We start from the raw sequence: 23,255 nt of genomic DNA, 5'->3' as shown, positions 1-23,255 counted from the left end.
CCCAATAAATACTATTCAAAAATCGCTTGATAGTACGAATTATACTCTTGTTCTGTAATTTCCTGGTCATTAAAGTAATATGTTTTTGGACTATCTTCTTCATAATCTTCAGTTTCCCAGTAAAGATTCATGGAATCTACAATCTGCAAATCACCATTGTACTTGTCAAGGAAATACATGCATCTTCCCATATGTGTTGTGTCGCTATGAACAATCCAAGTAGCCCCATCGTATGTAGTACAAGAGCACATTGCGGCAGTACCTTCGCCCTGCGCAAAAAGTGTCACCTTACCATCCTTGCAATCAAAATACATGCTTCCGTACATTGGTGAGATTAATTCGTACTCAAGCTCGCCGTCATTATCTACATCAACAGGCTCGCCTATACTAAGTGAATCATTAGCGTCGTAGCCACCGATTTCAAAACCATCTAAAGTATATGGGTGAGAATCACAGTTTTCATCAATGTATTCACCTTCTACATCACCATTGCAAAATGCATCAAACAATTCCGCTGGAGACATTGCCTTAATATCTTCATCTGTGTAACTAACCTCAACTTCATCCGCATCATTTTCAGCAAGGAAAGCCTCTATATCATCCTCTGATGTAAGTTTACTGCAGCCTTCATAATACAAATCTTCAAGATCATCACCGTTGTAGTCATACCAATACTTTTGATAAAGTTCATTGTATTCGCTCTCTGAGATTTCCTTGTTATGGTTATAAAAAACATCTTCACTACTGTCATCATAGTAGAAAACTCGCTCTAAAGAACAAAGATTTTCAACCTTGCCATCCTTTAGACTAAAAGCGAAGAACATATAATCCCCATTATCATCTCCGCCATTTCCATCGTAGTCATAAGAAAAATATCCAGATTTTGGAACATAATTCATATAACCATAACTACCATAAAATGGGAATCCATCAGTTGCCATATCGATGGCCTTGCCATCCTTATACGTGTAAAGATAAGCTCCATCGGCATGAGTGTCACCATTAAACATTGCAAGCTCATAATAATAATCATCATCGATATTGATTAGTGTTGCCGCAAAGCCATCTTTGTTTTCTTTTAAATGCTCAGATAATACTTCGCTGTAAGCATCAAGTTCTTCATGCTCATATTTACTTTCTTTTTTTGGCTCATCCTCCTTAGAATCACGCACAACCTTCTCATTCGTTTCTTTAGGTTCTGTCTCTTCCTGTTTACAGCCCACAAGCATCATTGCTGCAAGGGCAAGTACCATTAACTTTTTCATCAATTATCCTCCGTAACTACTTAGCAAGTTTGATGTCTGAAATAAATAAATCATCAGAAAATCCTACCAGTGATTTATCCTTTTTAATAACACCATCATCTGAGTATAAATCAAACTCAATCATATCTCCATCATCATTTACTAAATAAATGTGATAAGCAAAACCAAATTCATAAACGTATTTATAAAGATGAAAAACTTCACCAGCTTTAAAGTCTGAAGTCTCATCCGCATATACGTATCCATCATCAAGATCTTTTGTTGAATAGCAACTAAAATCTTTAGTGCTTACAACATCATCGCCCATTTCAGAAATCTTAGCGCCTTCTTCCATCGAATCCTTAGTAATGAAATAAGCTGTATCACTGTTTTGTACAGGAGTACCGAGCTCAGATATAGTAAAGCTTTGCTGAATAGCTGTATCAACCAATACATCATTGTAAGCTTGAAGCATAAAATCTGTAGAATCAGAGATGTCACCATTATACAAAGAGAAATCACTATCAAACTCAATTGGTTCATTTAATGAACCCAAATTCAGATTATAAATATAAAGCTTTGATTTGTCATCGTTTCGTACAAAGGCATACAAAAATGCTTTCTCACCTGGTCGCTCAAACAGATAAAACTTTGCACTTTCACCATCGAAACTGCTTTTTATAGAATCATTACCTTTCGAAAGCTCTAAGGTGATTTGATTACCCTTAGCTTTAGTTTGCTTTAGCTTATATGAGTCTCCAAGAGCCTTAAATGATTTCTTAGTTATGTGACATACCTTGAATTCAGAAATTCCAAGCTCACTCAAAACTTGCGACGCTGACTTAGAACCATACATTTCTTCATAATCTAATCCGTTTAATCCATTAGCCTTTGCCTCAATCTCAGCTTCTGTTAAATTTTCATCTGTATAGCATTCATAACTAACTTCTACCGGACCATCTTCAGTATATTCATCTTCATCAGGACTACCATTACCATTTTTATCTTCGAAATATGTTTCAATAACACAATAGTTCCAATCAAGCTTATTATCCTTAATGGTTGCAAAACTTATATTCATAATTGCACCAGCGAAATCGGTATTATAATTACGAATGCTATTATTATGAGGAGAATATTCATATCCATGGTTGCCGCCAGCACCATAAGCCCATGAAACCATAGGCGCACTAAGCGTACCATCCTTAAAAGTATACATTGTCATTCCATAGCCAGAATTATCCACTATCAGCTCCGGAATATCATCCTCATCAAATTGAATCAACTCATATCCCATACCACCTGGATTTATTGACTCATAAAAATTTATAACAGCAGCATATCCCTCTTCGTAGGATGCAATACTACCATTATTCAGTCCGCTTGAAAGAAATGCAATGATATTATCTGTGGTAAAATTAGCACCAAAATATTTTATAATAGCATCTGAGATTTCTTCCCTAGCATAAAAAGTTGTACATTCTAAATCTTCCTCTGAATATTTATAGTTTTCTTCACCAATGAAAACCCATGGATAAGATTCTCCATCCTTTATACCTAGTACAATTAAATCAGAAAAACCATCAAAATTTACATCTGACTGTGCGATTTCTGTTATCCCATCTGGAAGCTCATCGCTATTAAACATTCTTACAAGAAATGGCTCATTTCCTTCGTAGCAGATTTTAATATCACCTTCAATATTGTCATATTTGATACTATATGTGTTGTCACATTCGTCCACTTTAAAATCGTAAGAAAAAGCCTCTTTCTGCCCATTTTTCCAGAGGTACTTTATTTCTTCCTTCTCCTCTTTTTCCTCTGATTTCTTTTCAGACTTAGCTTCGGATTTCTCTTCAGTTTTACTAACTTTTTCAGTCTCTTTATCTGCTACTTTCCCGCAGCCAAATAGTGTCGTTGTTGTAGCGATTACACATAAAACTAGTAGTATTATTTTCTTTTTCATTAAAATCTCCCTATTATTTTTGATGTATCAAAAGCTGAACTCTATTATAAAAATTTAATCTAGAGCCGCTGTAATCTATATCCGCATTTGCGATATGCCCCTTACCGGCAAGCTTTCTTTCAATAACAGAATACATTCCCTTACCACAAGTCTGAAGAGGCATGCAACAAAAACTTTGAAAGGCCATTACTTTCTTGCAGCCCGTTAAAATATGACCCGCACATTCTGCACCAACAAGCCAACCATCTCCAATATTGTACTTAAAGCTGATATATGGACTCACTTGATTTTTCATAGTATAAAAATCATCCATGGTATAGAATCCATTACTTCGAATGGCTCTAATCATCTTCTTTTGTATTGCACCAAAGAATTTTTGAGCAAGCATATAAAATGGAACAAGTATTGACCTTTTATTCAAAAGATGGGTAGATACGTAATACATTAAATACCACGAAAGTCCATTAATATGGCCCTCACAGCCATTATCCTCCAGATACCTTAGCAAATCCCAATTACCCAAATGACAATATTTTGAATAAATCTCACTTACAATTCCAATCCTTTGCTTTCTGTCAGGCCTAAGCTTAATAGTAGCAAAATCCCGGGCTATCTCATTAAAGCGCTTGTTCATCCATCTTGGACTAAGTCGTTTCCCTGACTTTAAATCATCTGACAAAACCTCTAGCCAATAATTGTATTTTTCTGAGGTATCCCCCTTAACTACTTCATTGGGTCTGGTCTGATTTGAAAGCAGCATCAAGATATCTCCATAATATACGCAAACCAGGGCACGCCAAGCCATGCCCATGTCTATTATCATAGATTCATCTTTTTCTATCCCTTGCACATTAAGGTTCAAAACAGGTATCTTTTCATATCCTGATTTTTTAAGAGCCTTTTTTAAAACACCTATATAATTGGCTCCACGACATGCATCACCTGCCGTGGCCATAAGTACTCTGGTTCTATTCAAATCATACTTTCCAGAATCTAGTGCAGCTATAATCTGACCACAATTTAAAATGGCAGGATAACACATATCATTATTTACAAATCTAAGGCCTATATCCTCAACGCCATCCTCTAAATCCACTATTATTGGATGATAATTTTTGGAATAAAAAGCATACTTCATCAATGGAAAATGAAAATCAAGCATAGCAGGAATCAGCAATATATACTTTTCTTTATCATTGGACTCATCTATCTTATACATTTTATTTCCACGTTAATCTAAGAAGTCCCAGCCAGAATTCTCTATTGGCTGTAGCGAATAATATCCCTCTATAGTATTTTGATATTCTGCAGTCTTATCTTCTGAAACATAGTAACAATCAGCATTAAAATTAAACTGTTCACCATCATCAGTAACATAATTACGTATAACATTCAGATTGATTTTCAGACTGATATTCTTGTCCTAATATCCAATGGACCTCATCGCCATAATTTTCATCAAACCATTTTTCCCAGTCTTCAGCCTCACCATCAACTAATGTAAAATCTTCTCCATGGAGCTCACCTATCAGAGTTTCTTTTACTCCATTTTTGTCGATACTCATAGTGTAATAATAAGCATCTGATACGCCTCCGCTTCCTAGGAATTTACCATCATTTTGAAGCATTTCAAAAGTTCTAGTGCCCCTACTTGTGCCAAAAAACTCATTATTATCTCTTGTAAGAATCAGGAAATTTCCGCCGCCTTCATAAATATCCAAAATCAATTCTTTTCCATTTTGTCCATCTATATCAACCAGAGCAAGACCATGGATATCTGGTGTGTCATCACATTCAATTGATTCCAAATACTCACTAAAAGTAACATCTTTATCGTTCCAGTCAAAGCAATAGAAAGTCTCCTCATCGTTTAGAATTGGCATAAAATCTTCAAAATCAGCTACATCAGACTTTGACATTTGTTCTTCAAAATAATTCCAATCCACAAGAGGCTGTTCCTCTTCTTCTTCAACATCCTCATCATATTCTTTTACAAGCTTTTTGAAATCTTTCTTATCTCCGCAGAATACATTCATATCAATGTATTTCTCATGTCCATCATAGCCTTTTAGATGAGTTCTATTTGAATACTGCCAAAAAGTCCAGTCAACATCCCCCATCACCGGAGTATATACACTTCTAAACCACAAATCACAGTCATCAAATTCATCTTCAAGTATTGAATTGTAAGCTCTTTTAGTTGTGTAAATGATAGGCTTTTGATCGTACGCTTTCTCTAACGCATCAACCATACTTCTTAGTTCTTCTTGAACATCATCTACATCAATATCTTTTACAGATTTAAACTCGCCATAGAATTCTACATCAATAACAGGTGGAAGCATTTTTCCATGAGGTTTTACATTATCAATAAAGTTTTCAGCCTGCTTCTCACCAGAAGATTCAAAACTAAAAAAATGATAAGCGCCCACATAGAGACCCGCATCAGCAGCATTCTCCCAGTTATCATCAAAATAAGAATCTAAATAACCAGAGCCCTCTGTAGCTTTTATGTATGCAAAATCGATATCCTGAGAGGCGATTTCTTCCCAATCTATTGTTCCTTGATGGGAAGATACATCTACACCTCTGATTGGATATTTTGTTTTACTAGGATTGTTAATATGGATTATGCCAAAATATAGAAGTCCTACCGCAAGGCCTATCAGGCATAAAAGAATTATTATAATTACTCTAGATATTATCTTTTTTTTCATCTCATTATTCTCCGTTTTTTATCCCAAGGACACATCAAGCACCATCATTAGTACAAATCCCAATGAAAATGCAATCGTTCCCAGATTTGAATGCTTTCCTTCAGACATTTCAGGAATAAGCTCCTCAACTACCACATACATCATCGCACCCGCAGCAAATGATAAAAAATATGGCATAACAGGCACTACAAAACCAGCCGCAATTATTGTAATAAGACCTGCAATTGGCTCAACTATACCTGAAAGCATTCCCCATATAAATGTCTTGCTCTTTGGCATGCCTTCTGAAAGTAAAGGCATCGATACTATAGCACCCTCTGGAAAATTTTGAATGGCAATACCAAGTGCAAGAGCAAGTGCCCCGGCGGCTGATATTCCAGCATTTTCTGATATTACTCCTGCGTAAACCACACCTACAGCCATTCCTTCCGGAATATTATGTAATGTGACCGCCAAAATCAGCTTAGTAGTGCGCTTAAATTTGCTGTTAGGGCCTTCATCCTGCTTGTCCATATGCATATGAGGCGTAACCATATCTAGAAACAGCAAAAATCCTGTTCCAAGTAAAAATCCAATTGCCGCTGGCAAAAAGGCTAGCTTTCCCATATGCTTACTGCTTTCAAGGGCAGGTGATAGCAAACTCCAAAATGAAGCTGCCACCATTACTCCAGCCGCAAATCCTGTAAGCAGCTTTTGAAGCTTATCTGATATTTCATTCTTTAGAATAAATACCATAGCAGCACCAAGTGTGGTGCCAATGAATGGGATTAATAATCCTACTAATATATTTATATTCATACAGTAAATACCTCCATTTAAGAATCCTTAAGTATTTTACCATATAATTATAAAAGGGGTACAACAGTGTTGTACCCCACGAAAACTATTTAACTTCACAGCCTCCCCATTCAACGAGAGTAAATCCTTGTCTCGATGGTGTTTCAATAGCCTGCTCAGCAATCTCAACCTTTTCATCGCTTCCGTACCAGCACATTAGCACTCGAATATTTGTGGCTGGCTTAGGGCTAATATTCATTCTTACATGATCGGTGTATTCATCTGACATAAACGAAATGACATTATAATTATTGTCCTTCATCTGTGGAAGCCAATAATCAATAAAATCTTCTGTTTCTTTTTCATTTAAGCCAAGCTTTGATAGATTCTCACGAAGGAATGCTTCAGTGTTTTCTCCCTCAACACAAAAGCCCTCTTCAAATGAATAATCCATATCAAGCTCACCCTCCCAGAAGAGGTATTCATACTCCTTACCTTTGTAATGAATAGTGCCATCGGTGTCCGCATTCACCTGCCAGCCACTTTTAAGATTAAATACTGGATCAAGCTTTGTATATAAACCATCTATATCAAGCTCTACAGTAATCTTACTGCCATCTTCTATTGGATATAGATAGATTGCAGGCTTTTTAACACAAATATCATCATCTCCATTATGATGACCATTGTAAGCCCTGTTAACAGTTGTATTACCACTATTATCAATATAGCTGACTGCAGCCATACCAATTCCAATTAGAATAATTAGAGGAAGTGATAACAAGGGTATAAACTTTTTCTTCATTCTTATTCTCCCAAAATTTTAGAATGTATAATCGTAATCAATAAAGTAATAGGTTTCTGCCGTATTTGAACCAGTAAGCTCATATACATAATAACTATCCATGTCATATGTCATTCCGTAATAGAATGTAGTTGGATATGGCTCATCTGAAATAACATCGCCTTCAGCACTATACTCTACAAGACCAATAAAGCTTACCACTACATAGTCCATAGAATTGGTATAGGTTTCTTTATTAGCCTCAACAGCTGATTCAAGCTCATCGTAAGTCAGACTATACTCCGGAAATTCCTTTTCTGTGTAACGCATTCCAGCATCACCAGTAACTACAGCGTACTCTCCTTCAAGATAACTTCCATCTGAATTGTATAATCTACACTCTTTATCTGTAATGAACTCCCAATAAGAATCAGCTATAGTCTCGGCATCATGTGAGAAATATAATGTCTTGCCAGACATATCCTGAAATCCTTTATCAAGCTTTGCTTCTTTTTTTACTTCTGGCTTTTCTTTATTCTTTTTTGATGATTTCTTTTCTGACTTGCTATCGCTCTTTTTGTCTTTTTTATCTTTTTTAGAATCATCGTTCTTTGTGGATTCTATCCTTGAATCGGAATCTTCTTTGGAATCCATATAGTTCTCATATGCATAGAATCCGCCAATTCCTGCAAGAAGAACAAGGATAAGAGCTATAATGACAATCAAGATGCCCTTGCCCTTCTTTGGCTTATTAGCACCCGGATTATAATTATATACAGGTTGTGGCTCAGCCGCTCTAGATGGGCGCACTTCCTGAACAGGTTTATGAATAGTTTGTGAATTTTCTCTTAGATCTCCTCCGCAATAGTTGCAAAAATTTGCATCATCTGGAAGGTTCTTACCGCAGAATTTACAAAACATTTTCATCCCTCCTATGTTTTATCTTTAGTAGCATTTTACTATTTATTAATTTATGAGTCAACACTTTATTTTATAAATTTACATACAAAAAAGTCCTTTCTCAATAGGATTAACCCATCTATGAGAAAGGACTTTTTTTGTTTTCCTATCTAGCAACTCAATCCAACATTATTGGAAGAATTCCATTTCCTTTTCAAGTGTCTTAGCAACATCGTTAAGGTTACTTGCTCTTGTAGAAAGTGATTCCATAGTATCAGCCAGCTCTTGCATTGAGCTTCTGGTCTCTTCAGAACTTGCTGCGTTCTGCTGAGATATGGATGAAAGAGAATTAATTGTGTCTGAAATAAGCGATGAGGCTTTGTGTGTCTTATCAACGTTATCGACAATGTCTTTTGTAAGAGATATTGATTTAGTAATATCTTCTATCAGACTATCAACCTGCTCGATTGTTCTATGAATTGTGCTACGCTGCTTAGTCATTGCCTCTTGAACAGAGCCTGCCTCTTCCATTGTCTTGTTAGAGTCTGAAGAAAGCCCCTTCATAGCCTCTTGGATATTCTGCGCAGCATCAGCCGACTGATCTGCTAGCTGTCTAATCTCATCAGCAACAACCGCGAATCCTTTACCTGCTTCACCAGCTCTGGCAGCTTCAATACTTGCATTTAACGAAAGCAAATTAGTCTGAGCTGCAATTGCATCGATAATAGATACAGCTTCACTAATTGTAGTAACAGCCGTATTTGTGTTTCCAATCAGCTCTACAATACCATCAATGGCTGCAATACTTGCTCTTGTAGACATTCTAAGCTCTGTAAGCTTGTCCTGACTTACAGAAGACTTCTCTTGCATAGAATCTGCGATAGATTGCATTTCTTCTGCATTGGCTGTGATAAGCTCTACTGCATCATTAATGCTAATTACAGATGACACTGCATCCTGCAATGATTGAGCCTGATTTGTAGCTCCAATAGCAACTTGCCCAACTGCAGCACTAACATTTTCAGTAGTCTGAGAAATAGAACGCACAGTAGTTGACAAATAATCTGCAGATTGGTCGACTTCATCAGAAGAATGTCTGGCATTTCCAATAACTGAACGAATGCGTTCTGCCATATCATATAAAGCTGATGACATCTCTCCTAATTCATCATTTCGGTTCTTTACTGAATCACTAAGGTTTATATTCAAATCACCATTAGACATCTGTCTGACAGCAGTAACATTTTCATCAATAGCCTTTATTATTCTAAGAATAAATAGCACTGAGATTATAGTTAGAATTATGAGAATAGCCAAATCTAACACTATACTCAAAACTACCTTCTTCATTATGTATCCATTTACCTGGTCCTTTTGAAGTCCTACAAAAGCCATTCCAAATATATTGCCATCATCATCGACAATAGGTTTGTAAACTACATAATAAGGATTGCCATTTATCACTACATCACTAGCTGAATAATTCTGCTTGCTATTTAACACTGCAGCAATTACAGCATCACCGGCTTTTGTTCCCACCACACCTGGTATACTAGAGCGTACACTTGTATCTCCATAGAAATAGGTGTAATCATACCCTGTTTCCTTATTCATATCCGCTTCAAGAGTGGATGTTTCATCAATATTTTCTCCGTCGTATGTAAACTCAAGGACTTGTGCATAAGAGCCACAGGTCGCCATAACGCCTGTCTCTATCTCACTTTCCATTCCCTGTTTCATACTTATACAGCCAACGGTAGTAGCCGCTATGCCAACAATAAATAAGGAAATTATTAGTAGACCTACTAAAGTGAATCTTAAAGATACGGTTTTGCCTCGTTTTTCCATGCTCGACCTCCAAAATGATTTTATTCCCCTTGGTCGATTGAACAGTATTACTATGCTACGCTAGTGAAACCGACTAAATTTATTATAAAATAAATAAACTTTGAATCTGTGAAGTTTTTGTTAATCTTAGATACAACTAATTTATATAAAAAAGCACACCCCAAAAGGATGTGCTTAAATTTTCTATTATTTCTTGTTCATGCAGCAGTGCTTATACTTCTTGCCAGAACCACAAGGACATGGATCATTACGTCCAACCTTCTTTTCTGTTCTAACGATTGTGTGCATGTTCTTAGCTTCCTTTGTAAGAGCCTTTCTTGTCTCCTCATCGAAGATCTTCTCCCACTGTGGAAGGCCATAAAGCCAATCAGCCTTTGCATCAATCATGTTCTTAAATAGCTTTTCCTTATCGAACTTAAGAGATACAACTGTATCCTCTTCCATTGTGTCGATTGGGTTAGGTGCTACAAGTGAATCGTTGATTCCATCAAGGAAACCAACCATTGGCATAATATCTATTTTATACTTCTCAGCAAGCTCCTTAACTGTACCCTTAACCTCAGTATCAGGATCATCTAAAAGCTGCTCATAGATGCCTTTCTCTAAAAGAAAATAACCCTGCCAGAATCTCTGAAGGTCAGCCTGTGACTGATTCTGGTTGTAGGCAATCTTTTGCCAGTTTTCTAACAAACTCATAATACTTTCCTCTCCAATTTATACTCATTATATGTGGCGTACCACGAAGAAAATTATAACACAATGCAATATAAAAGGCTAGCCGAAGCTAGCCCTTATAATCAATTATTAGTCGTAAATAACTCTGACACACTTAATAGGTGTACGGTACATGTAATTTGAAATCTTGATACCGTCACGCTTGTTAGATGCATGTACAATCTGACCACCACCAATGTAAATTGCAACGTGGTTGATTGTTCCGCCCTTGCCATAGAATACTAAATCTCCCGGCTTAAGCTCTGATGTAGAAATTGTTGTTCCTTCATTGGCCTGTGCTCTAGATGAATGTGAAAGATGTACACCATACTGAGCCATAATCTGCATTGTAAATCCAGAACAGTCAACACCGTTTGTAAGGCTTGTACCACCCCAAACGTATCTGTTACCTACATACTGAAGTGCATTATCACAAAGAGCTGTACGTACGTCGGAAACACCCTCACCGTATCTAGCCTCTGTAAGTGTCATAGCTGTCTTAAGTGAAAGATCAACATCTACATATTCTGCAGAAACATAACCTTCGTCACCATCAACGTCTACCTTAATCCACTCATCATCCTGAGTGCCATCTAATATAGCAATCTCCTCGCCATCAGCAAGCATATAAATGATTTCTGAATCTGTATTGCCCTCTGCACGAACACGAAGACCACCTGTTGTAGATGTAGCAACGTATTCTGCAAGCTCAACAGCCTTATCCCAAGCTTCATCACCAGTGAGAAGGTATTCAGTCATAACATAACCTTCAACCTCACCTGATTTGATATAGCTCCATTCGCCCTCTTCGCTGACAATTTCACAACCAGCATTAGCAGGGAACTTACCAACAAGCTTACCATCAGAAGCTGCTGTCTCACGGATGTTAAGGTTACCCTCTGAAACATTACAGATACCAAGATTATTGTATCCGTAAAGCTCTCCAAGTGATTTTGCAGTAGCAACTGTATCAGAGTCCTCTACAGAAACAGCATCAAGTGATGCAATATCTACTGAACCTGCTGAAACTGCACCAGCTGTAGCTGAAGCTGCTGATGTATCTACTGCATTTATATTATTCTTAGAATCTAAACAAAAATCAAAAATAAGTGCTGAAGCACAAACGATTGAGAAAGCCGAAATAATGCGCTTTTTCATATAACCTCCAATATCTATTTAAAACACAACATATGAATTATAACAAGATGGATTGCCCGTGTCAATATTTTGTAATAATTACGAAACATTTTGCACTATTTCTTGTTTAAATAACTTTTTGCCACCATCTTATCCTTGCTCATCTGCTCTTTCAGTTCTTCTACAGAACTGAATTTCATTTCTGGACGAAGGAATGATTGGAAGGTAACCCTAACAAACTTTCCATATAAATCGCCATTGTAATCAAGGATATGTGTCTCAATCCCTACTATGTTTTTATCTGATACAGAAGGCTTAGTGCCAACATTTGTCACGCCATGATAAATACGACCATCAAAGTCTATTGTAGTAACATACACTCCAAACTTAGGCACAAGCTTGGAAGCTTCCGGAATGATATTGATTGTAGGTATACCTATTTTAGTACCGAGATGTGCGCCATGCACCACCTCGCCCCAAACGAAATACTCATATCCAAGCATTTCATTTACAACATCTATATGTCCCTCTTTAAGCTCCTCACGAATGTAAGTGCTACTAATATCTCTGTTGTTCTTTTTAACCTTTTCAATTACTCTAAGCTCAAAATTGTACTTAGCTGCAAGATCTGCCAAAACAACGACATTTCCTGCCCCTTTATAACCAAAGGTAAAATCCGAACCAACCACCATATATTTCATATTGAGATTCTCAACCAAAAGCCTGATAAAGCTTTCAGCATCAGTTTGCATAAGTCTTTCATCGAATGGGCACTCAATTAAATAATCAAGACCATTAGACTCAAGCATATACACACGCTCTTTATTTGTAATAAGAGCCGGAGAATCATCATTTGAAATAGCTTTTCTCACGGAATTAGTGAAGGTCACAAGGCATGATCTAAAGCCTTCCTTGCCCTTTCCTATAATATCCGATGTAAGAAGATTGTGGCCTTTGTGAATACCATCAAACTTTCCAACAGTTACTGCTGTAGGTTCAGATATTTTTGTATCAAATAATGAATGTAAATATTCCATAATAATTATTCTCTCAATTATTCGAGAAAGAATTTCTCCAATTTAAATTTTGAATCGATAAAGCTATATACTCCAAGGAATCGATTATCCGGCAGATATACTCTGTATCTTACTCCCTCTTCAAAGGTGCTTAAAGACTCTGCAAAAACTCTTTCCTGCTCTATAGCCGCACCATTAATCGCAAGCCTGATTGCATTTTCCTCTGGAATAACAAAAACTGTAGGCATACCTTCGAATGCCTGATCAAGTGGAAGCATAATGCCATCCAAATTGCCTGCATTAACTATGCGTTCAATTTCATCTAAAGTACGGGCATCGGCAATATCAAAAATACTGACCCGGGTACGGATTAAAGACCTCATGGCGCAACCGCATCCAAGCTTTTGACCAATATCATGACATAAAGACCTGATATAAGTCCCCTTGCTACAGTGAATTCTTATAGTAACTTCCGGCAACTTCATATCAAGAATATCTATGCTAAAAATAGTAACCGGCCTTGCCTTACGCTCTACTTCTATGCCAGCCCTGGCAAGCTCATAAAGCTTTTTGCCATTTACCTTTAAGGCTGAATACATAGGAGGTACCTGCATAATATCACCTACAAAACTTTCAATAGCCTCTACTACCTGTTCTTCTGTAGATGTAACAGACTTCCTCTCTAGAATGCGACCACTCATATCGTATGTGTCAGTCTCCACACCAAGTGCCATAACGCACTCATACACCTTGTCCTTATCTGTAAGCATATCGCAAAGCTTGGTAGCCTTACCTACACAAACAGGAAGCACACCTGTTGCATCAGGATCAAGAGTACCTGTATGCCCAATTTTTTTTATCTTTAAAATGCCACGAAGCCTGGCAACCACATCAAATGAAGTATACCCGGCTTCCTTGTAAACATTAATTATGCCACTATTCATCAGTACATTCCTAACTCTTTTAATTGTGTTTCTACCATAGAAACGATATCGTCAATTACGTCCCATGGTGCTTTGGTATTAACGGAGAATCCTGCGGCCTTTTTATGTCCGCCTCCTCCGTACTTACCTGTAATGACTGTAAGATCTACATCGCCTGTGGCACGTGTACTACCCTTAAAATCGCCATCTTCAAGCTCATATAAGAACACAGCAACCTCAACACCTGTAGTGTCGCGTAACTGTTGAACAATGCCCTCTAAATGCTTGCTCTGTGCATCGAATTCTGCCATATCATCAGCTGTGATTACAGCTGCGATGACTTTGCCGTCAAGATATGTCTTGCAGCCCAACAATGCTTTTCCAAGCATGCGATTTTGAATCATTGTCTTGGCAAAATATGTATCAGTACAAATCTTAGGATAGTCGATTCCCTTTGTCATAAGAAAACCAGCAGCTGCCATTGTGGCCTCTGTAGTGCATGAGTACTGGAACACGCCAGTATCATGAATAATACCGAGATATAGGCATTCTGCAATATCTTTTGTGATTTTATCTTTGCCAATTTGGTTGTAGATAAGCTCACAAGTAGAACTATCGTCAGGAACGATATAGCTGTACTCAGAAAATCCACCATTTGTGCAGTGATGATCAATGCAGATTGTATGCTTAGCCTTTTCAAAATAAGCAAAAGCATCTCCTAATCTACCACCTTCACTACAATCAAGTGCAATGTACAAATCAAAGACTGTATCCTCTGATACCTCATGTATATCTTCTATCTTATCTGCATTCTTAAGAAACTTAAAAATGTTTGGAATAGGATCAAGATAAACATGCACATCGCAATCTGGATAATAAGTGACTATGTAATTGTATACTGCGAGGCATGAGCCTACACAGTCACCATCAGGACGAATATGTCCGCTGATAGCGATTGTGTTAGCGCCTGCAATCAATTCATTAAAATTATTAATCATTTTGATTATCTCTCTCGTGAAGAGGTGCATTCACCTCGTCGATTAATTTACTCATCTTCGCAGCATAAGCGATGGACTGATCACTTACAAATGTAATCTCAGGTGTGTTTCTAAGATTAACTCGATGGGCAAGCTCTCGGCGTATAAAACCTGCAGAGCTCTTAAGGCCTTCGATTGTCTTTTTTACAGCCTCATCATCGCCTAATACTGAAATGTAAGCCTTACATGTCTTAAGGTCTGGCGCAACCTCAACTGACACAACAGATGTGACAGGTGAGATGCGAGGATCCTTAACCTCAAGACGAATAATATTTGAAAGCTCACGCATAACTTCTTCGTTAATACGTGTGTTTTTTACTGAATTCTTTCTCATTATCTAGGTACCTCAACCATAATGTATGCCTCGATGATATCCATCTCCTGAACATCATTGAAGTCTTCAATAACAAGACCGCACTCGAAGTTAGACTTAACTTCCTTAACATCATCCTTGAATCTCTTAAGAGAACCAAGCTTTCCTTCGTGAATAAGCTCGCCTTCACGAGTTACGCGGACCATACAATCTCTCTGGAAGTAACCGTCTGTAACATATGAACCAGCAATGTTTCCAACACCAGATGCCTTGAATATCTGACGAACCTCTGCATGTCCGATAACCTTTTCCTCGAATACAGGATCAAGCATACCCTTCATAGCAGCCTCAACATCATTGATTGCATCGTAGATTACCTTGTAGAGACGAAGATCTACGCCTTCTCTATCAGCTGTAGCCTTTGCCTGTGGGTCAATACGTACGTTAAAGCCGATGATGATAGCATTTGAAGCAGATGCAAGAACTACATCGGATTCATTGATTGTACCAACACCGCCGTGAATTGTCTTAACAACAACTTCCTCATTTGAAAGCTTTTCAAGTGACTGCTTAACAGCCTCAACAGAACCCTGAACGTCTGCCTTAACAATAATATCAAGTTCCTTAAGGTTACCAGACTCAATCTCACTGAAGAGTGCGTCAAGAGACATCTTAGACTTAGTCTGCTCAACAAGACGATTCTTGTGCTCTGCTACGAATGTATCTGCAAATGCATGTGCTTCCTTCTCAGAATCAAATGCCATGAATACTTCGCCTGCATTTGGAACTTCTGAAAGACCAAGAATCTCAACTGGAACTGAAGGACCAGCTGTCTTAACACGTGCACCAGTATCATCGATCATGGCACGAACCTTACCATGGCAGCTACCGCAGGCAACAGGATCACCAACGTGAAGTGTACCCTTCTGAACAAGTACTGTAGCAACAGCACCACGTCCCTTATCAAGCTGAGCCTCGATAACAAGACCACGAGCCTTACGCTTAGGATTAGCCTTAAGCTCAAGCACTTCTGCTGTAAGAAGAATCATCTCGAGAAGGTTGTCGATACCTTCCTTTGTGTGAGCTGATACTGGACAGAAAATTGTGCTTCCGCCCCAATCCTCAGGAATAAGCTGGTACTCAGAAAGCTCCTGCTTAACTCTATCGATATTTGCATTTGGCTTATCAATCTTGTTGATTGCAACAATGATTTCGATTCCAGCAGCCTTAGCATGATTGATAGCTTCAACTGTCTGAGGCATAACACCATCATCAGCAGCTACTACAAGGATAGCGATATCTGTAGAATTAGCACCACGCATACGCATTGCTGTGAAGGCCTCATGACCTGGTGTATCAAGGAATGTAATATCCTGATCATTGATTGAAACTGTATAAGCACCGATGTGCTGTGTGATACCACCAGCCTCACGGTCTGTAACCTTTGTATCACGGATTGCATCAAGAAGTGATGTTTTACCGTGGTCAACGTGACCCATTACGCAGACAACAGGTGGACGTGATGGGAAGTTTGTTGTGTCTTCCTCTTCTTCCTTAAGAAGCTCTGCAATAACATCAACCTTTTCTTCTTCTTCGCAGATGCAGTTGAACTCAAGTGCGATTTCAGAAGCCTCTTCAAAATCAACCTCCTGGTTAACAGTAACCATCTTACCCTTCATGAAGAGTGTCTTAACTACCGCAGATGCCTGAACTTTCATCTTGTCAGCAAGATCCTTGATAGTGATTCTATCAGCGATAGTAATTGTAAGAACTTCATCCATGTTACGCTCTGGAGCCTTAGGACCATTGTTCTTTTTCTTCTTACCACCGTTCTTCTCAAGGTTGATGAAGTTTTCCTGCTTCTTACCACCTAAATTGTTGTTATCACGGTTGTTTTTCTTTTTCTTGTCATCACGACGTCCGCCCTTAGCGTTGTTAGATGGATTAACATCAGCTGCTGGTGCTGCCTGAGATGGGCGATTATTGCCTCTCTGTGAAGGTCTGTCACCATTTGCAGATGGTCTGCCACCTCTGTTATTATCGCGATTATCTCTTCTGTCGTTGTTTCTATCGTTATTTCTTTCGTTGTTTCTATCGTTTCTGTCGTTATTTCTCTCAGAACGATTTGGACGCTCCTGGCGATTTGGACGCTCTTGTCTATCTCCGCGCTTTTCCTGACGATTGTTGTTCTCAGCATCTGCTGGCTTCTTCTTTGAAACGAACTCTGTATCTGTAGACTGAGCTGATGCTCTCTGAGATGGACGAAGACCATCTGAGAATGTACGTGGTCTGATAGGACCTCTTGTAACCTCATTGTTCTGTGGCTTCTTCTCACGATTGTCTCTGCGCTCACCGCGATCATTTCTATCGTTGCGGTTACCACCAGCATTATTACGTCTCTTTCTATCGTCGTTTCCGTCACGTCTAACTACGAAAACATTCTTCTTTTCAGCTGGACGCTGCTTCTTTGCATCAGCCTTAGGAGCCTCTTCCTTCTTTGCCTCTGCCTTAGGTGCAGCTGCCTTTTCAGACTTAGAAAAATTCTTGCGAACCTTCTCTGCCATATCATCCTCTACTCCACTCATTGCCTTTGCCTCTATGCCATTAGCGCCAAGGAAAGCAATAACGTCCTTACTCTCTTTCCCTAACTCTTTAGCTAATTCATGTACTTTAATTTTTGCCATCAAATATCCTCCTTATCTACGCCTTCTGTATCTTATCAAGGATGCTTAAGGATAGATTTTCATCGCACACTACAATTGATGCCCGATATTCTTTTCCAATTGCATGACCTAACGATTCTTTTGTTCCGTATTCTACGTATTTAACATTGTAGAAATTGCAAGAATTAGAAAATGATTTTTTCGTACCATCGGATGCATCTGAAGCCACAATACAAAGCTCACCGCTTCCATCTTTGATGGCTTGCTCACAGGCAAACTCACCGCTAACCAAAGCTCCTGCCTTCATTGCTATGCTTATCATGTTTAGTGCTTTATCTGTCATTCTCCAACTCCATGTATAAATTTTCAATTACCTCTGTAGGAACAGCCATTCTTAATGAACGGTTAAATGCTTTTTTCTTAATGGCCATATCGATGCAAGCTTTATTCTTGCAAACATATGAGCCGCGGCCCTGGGCCTTGTAGCTTTTATCATATACAATGCCATCAGCCAGCTTAACAATGCGAAACAGCTTGTCTTTTTCAAACATCTGATTACATGCCACACATTTTCTAAGAGGTAGTTGTTTAGTAACCATTACTCTTCCTCAGATGACTCCTCAGATTCTACATATTCATCATCTGAATATTCTTCCTCTGTGAACTCGCCATCCTCATCATAGTATTCATCTTCATCATCATAGTACTCGTCATCTAAGTCGATGAAATCGCCTGCCTCACGAGCCTGAGTCTCGCTCTTAATATCGATCTTGAAGCCTGTAAGACGTGCAGCAAGACGAGCATTTTGACCTTCCTTACCGATTGCAAGTGAAAGCTGATAATCAGGAACAACTACGCGAGCGCTCTTCTCATCTGCATCAGCAACAACTGCAACAACCTTTGCAGGTGAAAGTGCATTTTCAATAAGGTATGCTGGGTTCTCATCCCACTCAACGATATCGATTTTCTCACCGCGAAGCTCGTTAACGATTGCATTAACACGTGCACCATTCTGACCTACGCAAGCTCCTACTGGATCAACGTCCTCATCGTTTGACCAAACAGCAATCTTTGTACGGCTACCAGCCTCACGAGAGATTGACTTAATTTCTACGATACCATCGCGTACTTCTGAAACCTCTTCCTCGAAAAGCTTCTTTACAAGCTCTGGATGAGTACGAGAAACAAGGATACGTGGTCCCTTATTAGATGTCTTAACCTCTACGATGTAAACCTTGATACGATCCTGAGCCTTGTAGTACTCGCCCTTAACCTGCTCGCTCTCAGAAAGGAATCCCTCAAGCTTGCCAAGATTTACATGGATATTGTTGCCAGAGAAACGTGTAACAACACCAGTAACAACCTTGTGCTGAAGCTCATAGTACTCCTCGTAAAGTACCTTGCGCTCTTCTTCACGGATTTTCTGTGTGATTGTGTTCTTAGCTGCTGTAGCTGCGATACGGCCGAAGTCTCTAGACTTAACCTCAACCTTAACTACATCAGCAATCTGGTATTTGCCGTCGATGTTCTGAGCATCTGTAAGAGAAATCTCTTCAACAGGATCTAAAACATCATCAACAACTGTCTTTGAAAGGTAAACGTGATATTCGCCAGTAGCTTCATCGATATCTACTGATGCATTATCAGCCTTTCCGTAATTGTTCTTACAAGCAATAAGAAGTGAATTCTCGATTGTCTCGATTAAAACTTCCATTGATATATTCTTCTCTTTTGCGAGATCTGTAAGAGCATCCCAAAAATCATTTGTATTAGCTGCCATATTTCCTCCTAAATATTAAAAATCTATTGATAATCTAATCTGTGCAACTTCTGATCTATTGAACTGTTCAATGCCATCTTCGAACTCTACTGTGATAGTGTCCTTATCGAAGGCTTTAAGTGTTCCTGTAAATTCCTTGGCTCCATTAACAGGCTTGTATGTCTTAATATCTACATCCTGTCCAATTGCCTTTTCTAAATGCTTATCCTTTTTTAATACTCTGCCAAGTCCTGGGGAGCTAACTTCGAAGATATATCCATCATCTCCTCCAATCTGTGGCTCTGCGTCAAGTAAATCGTTCATGCGACGGCTTACATCCACGCAATCATCAATTGTGATTCCACCTTCCTTGTCGATGTAGGCTCTAAGATAATAATCAGCGCCCTCCTTAACGTATTCAACGTCGTAGAGCTCAAAGCCCATCTCATCAAGAATAGGAGTAATCAATTCTTCCGTACGTTTTTCGTAATCGGTGTGTTTTGACATAAATGTCCTCCTTATTCAGTTTTAGAACCAAAAAAAGCTGATGCTTTTTGAGCAAAACATAAATAAAAGAGAGAGCCAAATTGCTCTCTCTTTTAGTCGCTCTCTTCAATAACACAATTAATTATATCAGAATTATTTGATTTTTCAAGGTTTTATTTATGACGCCCTCACCCCTGCTGTGGCCTCCAAAAACAAACTTTGAATGGTAACTATCGCCTACACCTATATTTGATTAATAAAATGGATGTATTCACTACATAGATTGGCACAACAAAAAACCAAATACAATCGGCGGTAGCTACGTGCACAACACCATCTTTAATCTTGAACAATTCGTCAAATGAATATAGTGATATCGTGATAATCCAACATGTAACACAAATTATATTTGTAATTAATATGGATTTAATTCCACCATATCTTTCTGCAGCTTTTTTATCTTCATGCAAAATGCAATATCCCATATAAACTATGATGCCAACACCTAGTATTAGAAATATTTGTACCTCTTTTGATAGTCGAAAACATTTATTAGAAGCTAACATATTATATAAAAAATATATAAGATACATTGTCAGCATATGAGCCACTGACATTTTAAACCCTTTTCTTCTTAAAGATTTCCCATTGTTCTTTTTTCTACTACTTACCAAAAATAACCCAAGTATAACTACTCCCACAACAGTAAGCAAAACAGGTAATAAAATACTGTTGATCATAAAAAATCATCCTCCCACGCCGCGATTATCTGCCTTTCTCAGAATAGCAAAAATTAATTAGCTCGCAGCAAGAATTAGTATACACTATTTCAATTGTGTCGACAATCAGTAATGTTACAAATGTAAACAAGGACATGGCAAAAGCCATGTCCTTGATATTATTAACATTATTCTGATATTAGTGATGGAATAAACGAAGTCCTGTAAATGCCATTACCATATTGTATTTATTACATGTTTCAATAACATTATCATCTCTTACTGATCCGCCTGGCTGAGCAACATACTTAACACCAGACTTATGAGCACGCTCTATGTTATCTCCAAATGGGAAGAATGCATCAGAACCTAAAGCAACATCTGTCATCTTATCAAGCCATGCACGCTTTTCTGCCTTAGTAAACTCAGAAGGACGTGTCTTAAATGTCTTCTGCCAAACATCATCGCCAATTACATCTTCAAACTCCTCGCCGATGTAAAGGTCAATTGCATTATCTCTATCAGCTCTCTTGATACCATCAACAAAGTCAAGATTAAGCACCTTTGGTGCCTGACGAAGCCACCAGTTATCTGCCTTCTGACCAGCAAGTCTTGTACAGTGGATACGTGACTGCTGACCTGCACCGATTCCGATTGCCTGGCCATCCTTTACATAGCATACAGAATTTGACTGAGTATACTTAAGAGTAATCATTGCAATTGCAAGATCAATCTTTGCCTGCTCTGTAAATTCTTTATTGTCAGTAACAATGTTTGCAAAGAAATTATCGTCAATCACAAGCTCATTTCGGCCCTGCTCAAATGTGATACCAAATACTTCCTTGCGCTCAAGCTGCTTTGGAACATAATTTGGATCAATCTTGATTACAGCGTAATTGCCGTTCTTCTTTGCTCTTAAAATCTCAAGCGCTTCTGGCTCATAACCTGGAGCGATGACACCATCTGAAACCTCACGCTTGATTAATTTCGCTGTTGCAACGTCGCACACATCTGAGAGAGAAATAAAGTCTCCAAAAGATGACATTCTATCTGCGCCTCTTGCTCTTGCATAAGCATTTGCAAGTGGAGTGAACTCCATATCTAAATCGTCGCACCAGTAAATCTTTCGCTCTATGTCTGAAAGAGGAAGTCCTACTGCAGCGCCGGCTGGACTAACATGCTTAAAAGAAGTTGCCGCTGCGAGACCTGTAGCCTTCTTCAACTCTGATACAAGCTGCCAACCATTGAATGCATCTAAGAAATTGATATAACCTGGCTTACCAGAAAGCACTTCGATTGGAAGTTCTCCCTCTTCCATATAAATTCTACTAGGCTTCTGATTAGGGTTACAACCATACTTTAATTCCAATTCTTTCATTATTCTCCTCCTGTAATTCTTAACGTACGTTTTTGTTTACGATACGAGTTTCGTATTCGCCTGTTGCAATGTCAATGTAACGTACAAAAAGTGATACTTTGTTATCTTTATTTAAATTCTCCCAAATTAAAGATGTAAACTCATCAATATTCCCTTTGATTTCAATTGGTGTTGGCTCACCTTCGTATGAAGGAAGTGGATTGCCATCATTCATATATGTGTGAATAAATCGGCCTGAACCAGCCTTAGGATTAGAATAATCAAAAGTGTATCTATTACATGAATCACTGTCGCCCATGTTAGATTTAAGAATTGACATTAGATAGTTAAACTCACCGTTTTCGATGTGAAGAAGACCTGAAATACGAGGTGTGAAATTAGGGCCATCTGGCTCGAACTCACGTAAACGAAGTGACTGTTCAAATGTCTTGCCAGCCTTCATCTCATCATAAATTGTGTCAGTCTGATCACCATTAGTAACAATAGTGTCACAGCCTAGCACTCTAACTGGTGCGTAGATAATAAGACTAGGGTCTGTAAGCTTCGATGGATCAAATGCCTCTGTACGAATGCCCTCACCTTCCTCTACGAATACTCTGTTTCTAGAATTCTCAGAACGCCCCATAATAAAATAAGCAGAGACAGCCTTGGTTCCGTCTTCTGAACGGCCAATGACAATGCCTCTGCCTGGGTACGTAGTTTCTGCTAATTCTTTTGCTAAAGATTTTACTACCATGGGTTCCTCCTATAGTGTCTTTTGTTTCCGCCACAAATTATAACTGAACCCATGAGCTATGTCTACCCCAAATTTATCCACTCGTTACCATTCACAGTAAGTCTTATCTTGAAGCTCCTCACCCATACAGGCCGCCCG

Annotated in this window: 20 protein-coding genes and 2 pseudogenes; all 22 read right to left on the bottom strand. The window is 38.5% G+C overall.

What is annotated here, in order from left to right:
* Positions 1–11: 11 nt before the first annotated feature.
* A complete protein-coding gene (locus T498_RS0111940) occupies positions 12–1,265 on the bottom strand; it encodes a hypothetical protein (RefSeq protein WP_028236111.1) in 1,254 nt (417 codons plus the stop codon).
* Between the two features lie 16 nt (positions 1,266–1,281).
* The gene (locus T498_RS0111935; RefSeq protein ID WP_028236110.1) at positions 1,282–3,210 is read right to left on the bottom strand and encodes a hypothetical protein; all 1,929 of its coding nucleotides are present in this window, start codon (positions 3,208–3,210) and stop codon (positions 1,282–1,284) included.
* Between the two features lie 13 nt (positions 3,211–3,223).
* On the bottom strand, positions 3,224–4,429 hold the full coding sequence (locus tag T498_RS0111930) for a 2-hydroxyacyl-CoA dehydratase (RefSeq protein WP_028236109.1): 1,206 nt from the start codon (positions 4,427–4,429) through the stop codon (positions 3,224–3,226).
* 856 nt (positions 4,430–5,285) lie between these two features.
* Positions 5,286–5,927 (bottom strand): annotated as a pseudogene (locus T498_RS17305) (GH25 family lysozyme); the annotation flags it as partial.
* Between the two features lie 18 nt (positions 5,928–5,945).
* Entirely contained in the window at positions 5,946–6,725 is a 780-nt protein-coding gene (locus T498_RS0111920) for a ZIP family metal transporter (protein WP_028236108.1), read from the bottom strand.
* 85 nt (positions 6,726–6,810) lie between these two features.
* Positions 6,811–7,509: a hypothetical protein gene (locus T498_RS0111915; RefSeq protein ID WP_051524751.1), complete on the bottom strand. Its 699-nt coding sequence runs from the start codon at positions 7,507–7,509 to the stop codon at positions 6,811–6,813.
* An 18-nt stretch (positions 7,510–7,527) separates the two neighbouring features.
* Complete coding sequence (locus tag T498_RS0111910; RefSeq protein WP_028236106.1) at positions 7,528–8,409, bottom strand: zinc ribbon domain-containing protein; 882 nt, start codon at positions 8,407–8,409, stop codon at positions 7,528–7,530.
* A gap of 168 nt (positions 8,410–8,577) precedes the next feature.
* Positions 8,578–10,236 (bottom strand): methyl-accepting chemotaxis protein, encoded by a 1,659-nt coding sequence (locus tag T498_RS16355; RefSeq protein ID WP_028236105.1) that lies wholly within the window; start codon positions 10,234–10,236, stop codon positions 8,578–8,580.
* 186 nt (positions 10,237–10,422) lie between these two features.
* Positions 10,423–10,932: an SEC-C metal-binding domain-containing protein gene (locus T498_RS0111900; protein ID WP_028236104.1), complete on the bottom strand. Its 510-nt coding sequence runs from the start codon at positions 10,930–10,932 to the stop codon at positions 10,423–10,425.
* A 108-nt stretch (positions 10,933–11,040) separates the two neighbouring features.
* Positions 11,041–12,108 carry a C40 family peptidase gene (locus tag T498_RS0111895; protein ID WP_028236103.1) on the bottom strand — a complete coding sequence of 356 codons (1,068 nt, stop codon included), beginning with the start codon at positions 12,106–12,108 and terminating at the stop codon, positions 11,041–11,043.
* A gap of 95 nt (positions 12,109–12,203) precedes the next feature.
* Positions 12,204–13,124 carry a bifunctional riboflavin kinase/FAD synthetase gene (locus T498_RS0111890; RefSeq protein ID WP_028236102.1) on the bottom strand — a complete coding sequence of 307 codons (921 nt, stop codon included), beginning with the start codon at positions 13,122–13,124 and terminating at the stop codon, positions 12,204–12,206.
* A 17-nt stretch (positions 13,125–13,141) separates the two neighbouring features.
* The gene (truB, locus tag T498_RS0111885) at positions 13,142–14,047 is read right to left on the bottom strand and encodes a tRNA pseudouridine(55) synthase TruB (RefSeq protein ID WP_028236101.1); all 906 of its coding nucleotides are present in this window, start codon (positions 14,045–14,047) and stop codon (positions 13,142–13,144) included.
* Positions 14,047–15,024, bottom strand: coding sequence for a DHH family phosphoesterase (locus tag T498_RS0111880; RefSeq protein WP_036978505.1), 978 nt, complete (start codon positions 15,022–15,024; stop codon positions 14,047–14,049). Before T498_RS0111880 ends, truB begins: the two co-directional genes overlap by 1 nt.
* Positions 15,017–15,397, bottom strand: a complete 381-nt coding sequence (gene rbfA, locus T498_RS0111875) for a 30S ribosome-binding factor RbfA (RefSeq protein WP_028236099.1) — start codon at positions 15,395–15,397, stop codon at positions 15,017–15,019. The genes T498_RS0111880 and rbfA overlap by 8 nt, the downstream gene beginning before the upstream one ends.
* A complete protein-coding gene (gene infB / locus T498_RS0111870) occupies positions 15,397–18,060 on the bottom strand; it encodes a translation initiation factor IF-2 (protein ID WP_081779758.1) in 2,664 nt (887 codons plus the stop codon). The genes rbfA and infB overlap by 1 nt, the downstream gene beginning before the upstream one ends.
* Before the next feature lie 16 nt (positions 18,061–18,076).
* Positions 18,077–18,382: a L7Ae/L30e/S12e/Gadd45 family ribosomal protein gene (locus tag T498_RS0111865; protein ID WP_036978503.1), complete on the bottom strand. Its 306-nt coding sequence runs from the start codon at positions 18,380–18,382 to the stop codon at positions 18,077–18,079.
* On the bottom strand, positions 18,372–18,638 hold the full coding sequence (rnpM, locus tag T498_RS0111860; protein WP_028236096.1) for an RNase P modulator RnpM: 267 nt from the start codon (positions 18,636–18,638) through the stop codon (positions 18,372–18,374). Before rnpM ends, T498_RS0111865 begins: the two co-directional genes overlap by 11 nt.
* Positions 18,638–19,819, bottom strand: a complete 1,182-nt coding sequence (nusA, locus tag T498_RS0111855) for a transcription termination factor NusA (RefSeq protein ID WP_028236095.1) — start codon at positions 19,817–19,819, stop codon at positions 18,638–18,640. The genes rnpM and nusA overlap by 1 nt, the downstream gene beginning before the upstream one ends.
* Positions 19,820–19,834: 15 nt before the next feature.
* Positions 19,835–20,305, bottom strand: a complete 471-nt coding sequence (rimP, locus tag T498_RS0111850; RefSeq protein WP_028236094.1) for a ribosome maturation factor RimP — start codon at positions 20,303–20,305, stop codon at positions 19,835–19,837.
* 209 nt (positions 20,306–20,514) lie between these two features.
* On the bottom strand, positions 20,515–21,024 hold the full coding sequence (locus T498_RS0111845; protein WP_028236093.1) for a hypothetical protein: 510 nt from the start codon (positions 21,022–21,024) through the stop codon (positions 20,515–20,517).
* 178 nt (positions 21,025–21,202) lie between these two features.
* Positions 21,203–22,387 (bottom strand): annotated as a pseudogene (locus T498_RS0111840) (phosphoribosylaminoimidazolecarboxamide formyltransferase); the annotation flags it as partial.
* Positions 22,388–22,400: 13 nt separating this feature from the next.
* Entirely contained in the window at positions 22,401–23,117 is a 717-nt protein-coding gene (locus T498_RS0111835) for an IMP cyclohydrolase (RefSeq protein WP_028236091.1), read from the bottom strand.
* Between the last annotated feature and the right edge of the window lie 138 nt (positions 23,118–23,255).

Origin of the sequence: Pseudobutyrivibrio sp. MD2005 (assembly GCF_000621865.1) — a bacterium.
Taxonomy (GTDB): Bacteria; Bacillota; Clostridia; order Lachnospirales; family Lachnospiraceae; genus Pseudobutyrivibrio.
The sequence above is the reverse complement of the archived record's forward strand: the minus strand, read 5'-3'. Positions and strand labels throughout refer to the sequence as shown.

Excerpts from the sequence above, each read along its gene's own strand:
- T498_RS0111940 (WP_028236111.1), bottom strand. The coding sequence starts at position 1,265 with ATGAAAAAGTTAATGGTACTTGCCCTTGCAGCAATGATGCTTGTGGGC.
- T498_RS0111935 (WP_028236110.1), bottom strand. The coding sequence starts at position 3,210 with ATGAAAAAGAAAATAATACTACTAGTTTTATGTGTAATCGCTACAACA.
- T498_RS0111930 (WP_028236109.1), bottom strand. The coding sequence starts at position 4,429 with ATGTATAAGATAGATGAGTCCAATGATAAAGAAAAGTATATATTGCTG.
- T498_RS0111920 (WP_028236108.1), bottom strand. The coding sequence starts at position 6,725 with ATGAATATAAATATATTAGTAGGATTATTAATCCCATTCATTGGCACC.
- T498_RS0111915 (WP_051524751.1), bottom strand. The coding sequence starts at position 7,509 with ATGAAGAAAAAGTTTATACCCTTGTTATCACTTCCTCTAATTATTCTA.
- T498_RS0111910 (WP_028236106.1), bottom strand. The coding sequence starts at position 8,409 with ATGTTTTGTAAATTCTGCGGTAAGAACCTTCCAGATGATGCAAATTTT.
- T498_RS16355 (WP_028236105.1), bottom strand. The coding sequence starts at position 10,236 with ATGGAAAAACGAGGCAAAACCGTATCTTTAAGATTCACTTTAGTAGGT.
- T498_RS0111900 (WP_028236104.1), bottom strand. The coding sequence starts at position 10,932 with ATGAGTTTGTTAGAAAACTGGCAAAAGATTGCCTACAACCAGAATCAG.
- T498_RS0111895 (WP_028236103.1), bottom strand. The coding sequence starts at position 12,108 with ATGAAAAAGCGCATTATTTCGGCTTTCTCAATCGTTTGTGCTTCAGCA.
- T498_RS0111890 (WP_028236102.1), bottom strand. The coding sequence starts at position 13,124 with ATGGAATATTTACATTCATTATTTGATACAAAAATATCTGAACCTACA.
- truB (WP_028236101.1), bottom strand. The coding sequence starts at position 14,047 with ATGAATAGTGGCATAATTAATGTTTACAAGGAAGCCGGGTATACTTCA.
- T498_RS0111880 (WP_036978505.1), bottom strand. The coding sequence starts at position 15,024 with ATGATTAATAATTTTAATGAATTGATTGCAGGCGCTAACACAATCGCT.
- rbfA (WP_028236099.1), bottom strand. The coding sequence starts at position 15,397 with ATGAGAAAGAATTCAGTAAAAAACACACGTATTAACGAAGAAGTTATG.
- infB (WP_081779758.1), bottom strand. The coding sequence starts at position 18,060 with ATGGCAAAAATTAAAGTACATGAATTAGCTAAAGAGTTAGGGAAAGAG.
- T498_RS0111865 (WP_036978503.1), bottom strand. The coding sequence starts at position 18,382 with ATGACAGATAAAGCACTAAACATGATAAGCATAGCAATGAAGGCAGGA.
- rnpM (WP_028236096.1), bottom strand. The coding sequence starts at position 18,638 with ATGGTTACTAAACAACTACCTCTTAGAAAATGTGTGGCATGTAATCAG.
- nusA (WP_028236095.1), bottom strand. The coding sequence starts at position 19,819 with ATGGCAGCTAATACAAATGATTTTTGGGATGCTCTTACAGATCTCGCA.
- rimP (WP_028236094.1), bottom strand. The coding sequence starts at position 20,305 with ATGTCAAAACACACCGATTACGAAAAACGTACGGAAGAATTGATTACT.
- T498_RS0111845 (WP_028236093.1), bottom strand. The coding sequence starts at position 21,024 with ATGATCAACAGTATTTTATTACCTGTTTTGCTTACTGTTGTGGGAGTA.
- T498_RS0111835 (WP_028236091.1), bottom strand. The coding sequence starts at position 23,117 with ATGGTAGTAAAATCTTTAGCAAAAGAATTAGCAGAAACTACGTACCCA.